The organism is Deltaproteobacteria bacterium (genome assembly GCA_009930495.1).
Classification (GTDB): domain Bacteria; phylum Desulfobacterota; class Desulfovibrionia; order Desulfovibrionales; family Desulfomicrobiaceae; genus Desulfomicrobium.
Window position 1 is genome coordinate 1 of sequence record RZYB01000213.1, and the last position, 3,839, is coordinate 3,839.

At 56.3% G+C, this 3,839-nt stretch carries 4 protein-coding genes; all 4 read right to left on the minus strand.

Annotated features, from left to right (window positions below):
* On the minus strand, positions 1-1,535 hold a 1,535-nt coding region (locus EOL86_12650), incomplete at its 3' end, for a PAS domain S-box protein (GenBank protein ID NCD26425.1).
* On the minus strand, positions 1,456-2,652 hold the full coding sequence (locus EOL86_12655) for an ABC transporter substrate-binding protein (protein NCD26426.1): 1,197 nt from the start codon (positions 2,650-2,652) through the stop codon (positions 1,456-1,458). The genes EOL86_12655 and EOL86_12650, both read right to left, overlap by 80 nt.
* Before the next feature lie 439 nt (positions 2,653-3,091).
* Positions 3,092-3,316 carry a type II toxin-antitoxin system Phd/YefM family antitoxin gene (locus EOL86_12660; protein ID NCD26427.1) on the minus strand — a complete coding sequence of 75 codons (225 nt, stop codon included), beginning with the start codon at positions 3,314-3,316 and terminating at the stop codon, positions 3,092-3,094.
* Between the two features lie 173 nt (positions 3,317-3,489).
* Positions 3,490-3,804, minus strand: coding sequence for a J domain-containing protein (locus tag EOL86_12665; GenBank protein ID NCD26428.1), 315 nt, complete (start codon positions 3,802-3,804; stop codon positions 3,490-3,492).
* Positions 3,805-3,839: the final 35 nt, after the last annotated feature.

Sequence of the window (3,839 nt, forward strand, 5' to 3'; positions counted from 1 at the left end):
GCGCTGTTGGCCTGCTCTGCCGCCTGTTTGGCTTGGACGAGTTCGCTTTCGGCTTTTTTGCGTGCAGTCACGTCCACGATCGTGCCTTCGATGTAGAGTGGCTGTCCCGATTCATCGCGCACCATCCGGGCGCGTTCGGAAATCCAGAGCTCGCTTCCATCGCGGCGTTTGAAGCGCAATTCGGCTTCCTCCGCGAATCCGTCGCGCAACAACCGCGCAACGTAGTGTTTTCGTTGCAGCGGATCGACAAAGAGATCCTGGCCGATGTCGTGGACGGACGCGATCAGATCTTTTGGGTCGCCGTATCCGAGAATCTGGGCCAGAGCCGGGTTGACGTTCAAAAAACGCCCGTCCAGGGAGGACTGAAAAATTCCTTCCAGTGAATTTTCAAAAATGGCCCTGTAGTTGGCTTCGGACACGCGCAGTTTGCATTCTCGGTCCAGGATGAGCGCACGGGCTGTGTCGAATTCCTGCTCGATGATTTGGAGTTCCTGAAATTGGGCTGGTTTGATTTCGGGTGGCGTGTGCCCGTCAAGCATGGCGGGCATGCGTTGGGAAAAGGCAATCAGAGGATGAATGATGCGTTGCTGGATGTTTCGACTCACGGCGACAAAAAGGGCCACACAGAAAAAAAGCAGGATGCATTCGAGGACGATGACCGCGATGATTGTTCGGGAAAAAAGCGTCCACACAGGTGTGGACATGACAATGATCCAATTCAGGGTTGGGGCCTTGACCAGTGTTTCATAGTTCCAGACGCCATCGCGTTGATAAAAATCCGTGATTCGCGACGTCGAGCCAGCGGCGCGAAGAATGGGCCAATCGCCGATGTTGGTTTGCTGACGGACCAGCTTCATGTTCGGATGGGAAACCAGGTTGCCGTATGCGTCCGTGACCACAAGGAGGCTTTGTCTGAATCCGACTGAAAAATTCGCGATGTGCCGCAGCAGCGCGTCCAGATTCAGTTCGCTCACCAACAAACCGTGGGACGGAGTTTCCGCAGACATGAGAACGGTCAGTTTTTCGGTTTCCTGAGAGTAGATCGGTCTGGAGACAATCGTGAGCGTATCGTCCCGGTCAGGAAAGAGGGCTGGGAAGTCGATGTTCACGAATCCCACCGGATAGGAAAAAATGATTTTGTTGTCCGCGCCAACCCAGAGAACACGTTCGAATTTGGTCATGGCCTCTTTCATGGCCTGCAGCTTGGCCTGGAATGTTGCGGCGCCGTGCGCTGGCTCCTGAAGCGCAACCTGGCGCAATGATGCGTGCGCGTCGTTGAGGTAGATTTCGATATGCCGGGCCAAGGCTTCGGCCAGCAATTCGTTGCGGTGCCGCAGGCCATGTTGGGCTTCAATGGCGACGAAGATCCCCATGCCAACAATGAGCAGGGCGCAGGGAAGAAGTATCCCGAGCAGGAAATGTCGGCGCAGCAGATCAAGGGCGGAGGGGAGTTGCTCAGTCATGGACGGTGGCCAGCGTATGGAATTCTGAACCGTTAAAGGTGACAATATAGGATTCACGCAGCACATCCCCATTTTCGTCCAGACTGAACGGGCTGATAACGCCCTGAACGTTTTGTAATCCGGCCAGGGCTTCTGGCACGGCGTCAAAATTCCCGCGAGCGTGGCGGAAGCTTTCCAGAAAGGCGAGAGCCGCTTCAAAGGACAGCGCCGCGGCGAAATTGGGTTCAAAGCCGAAGCGGCGTGCGTACCGGTGTTTGAAACTCAGATAGGCGGGGTTACGGTTGTCCGCGGAATAGCCTGTTCCGAAGATCCAGCCCGCGGCGGCGTTTCCCCCGTCCACGGCGAGCTCGCGTGTGGCCGCCCACATGGAACAGTAGACGTGGGGTTTTTCTCCACGGGAAACAAACGTCTTTGCCAGCGTGGCCGCGTCACGGGCGGAAATGCCAATAACAAGAACATCTGGGCGCAGCACCGCGATTTCCGTGGCCACAGCGTCCCAGGAACGGATTGCGGTGGAGTGAATTTCCAGATTTTTGAGAACGGTTCCACCGAGCTGGGTAAAGCTTTGGGTGAAGGCGTGGATGAACGGCTGGGAGTAGGCTGCGTTGTCCAGATCCGTGAGAACGACCGCGGTGGAAAGTTGTTCATGGACTTTGCCATGATGGGCGAGATCTTGCGCCCACTGCACGTTTTCCGGCACGACCCGGAAGAAATTGTCTCGTTGACCGGTCAGGTCCGGAGTGCTGACCGTTGGTGAAATCAAGACAATGTTTTTGATTTCGGCCACGGTCTGGGCAGGCTTGGCCATGGCGCTGATCATCGGCCCGATGACCACTTTCGCGTGAGCCTGGGCAAGTTTTTCCATCGCGGCCAGGGCCCCTTCAGGGGTATTGCCGTCATCCCGCGCCACGAGGCGAAAAGTGGAGCCGAGCACCCCGCCTTGGGCATTGGCTTCTTCCAAGGCTAATTGCGCGCCATTGCGGCCCTGGACCCCGAGGTCCGAATATTTGCCTTCCAGCGGTCCCAGAAATCCAACCGTGATGACCGAGTCGCGCGTGCAGGAAAAAAGAACGCACATCACGGCGCACAGAAAAAACATGTTTCGGAGGCCTGAATGCATAAATACCGCCATGCGTTGTCGTCGGTGGCGCACGCGTGGGCCGCATGCATCCGTTATTTCGGTTCCCATGTGATGGGATTGGTATTGTAAGACATTTTATACCGCATCTCCAAACGTTTTCAACCATGGTTTTTTCATATTTTTCCGAAGAGTATCGAGGTCCGCCCATCAACGGGCCGAAACCACAAAGCGCCATGGCGGTAATCCGTGGCGCTTCATTTTCTTATCCGTCCAGGACGTTGAAGGTGCGTTATCGGGCTACCAGTTCCACGCGACGGTTTTTGGCCCGCCCGTCTTCGTTTGTGGTTGACGCGACCGGTACGGTGGGGCCGCATCCGAACGGGACAAGCCGCTTCATCATGTGCCGTTCGACCATCCGGCCATCTAGGCCGCCCTTCTGCGGCCAAGCCTCCCGTTCTTCCAAAAATAATTGAGCTTTGATCAAAAAATAGAATTGCTCCTCAAGGCGGCCCTTAGGCCTGGAGCGGGCACGGTCGGGCGCCTCGCCTCAGCCCTTGAGCGCCCGGTCCAGGGCGGCCAGCAGGCGTTCGTCATTTTTGGACGAACGCATGAGATGCGGGATTTCGATCAGACTTTGCAGCTCGGCCGCGTCGATCATGGCCACGCTCTTTCCCTTGCGGCGCCGGATGACGACGATTTCCTGATTCTCCGTGACCTCGTCGCACAGGCTGGAAAAATTGGCGCGGGCCTTTGTGTAGGTGGTTTGCAACACGGGCGTCCTCCATGGGTATGCGCAAAAGGCAGGTTCGCATCGGCCCGTATGATGACAATCAGCCCTGAATGTCCCTCGTTCCCACGCGCATGCTCAATGCGAATATTTGGTTCCGTCACGCGAAACGGGCGGGTTTGATCCCGCCCGTTTTGGTGACCGACTCCGGTTCGACATCATGGTTTACCGGCCTTTCCCCACAGCGGATCATTGCCAAAGCGCTCGGTCCACCAGTCTTCCTCGGACAAATAGTGTTCGATTTCTTCCCGCGCGAAAGAATACCTGTACTGATCGCAGTACAACAGAATCGTCCTGTACGCCGCGTTCAAGCGGCTCGTCATCTCGTTGCAAGCGGCCTCGTCGTCATTGCCCCGGTCCGGGTGCCAATATCCAACGAGCTTTCTGTATTGGGCCTTGATATCGTCCATCGACGCCCGCTCGGGCAGATCCAACAACTCCTTTGCCTCGATAATATCCTGGTATTTTACCATCCTGTCTCTCCATGAAAAAAACGACACACAATCAA

Excerpts from the sequence above, each read along its gene's own strand:
- EOL86_12655 (NCD26426.1), bottom strand. The coding sequence starts at position 2,652 with ATGGGAACCGAAATAACGGATGCATGCGGCCCACGCGTGCGCCACCGA.
- EOL86_12665 (NCD26428.1), bottom strand. The coding sequence starts at position 3,804 with ATGGTAAAATACCAGGATATTATCGAGGCAAAGGAGTTGTTGGATCTG.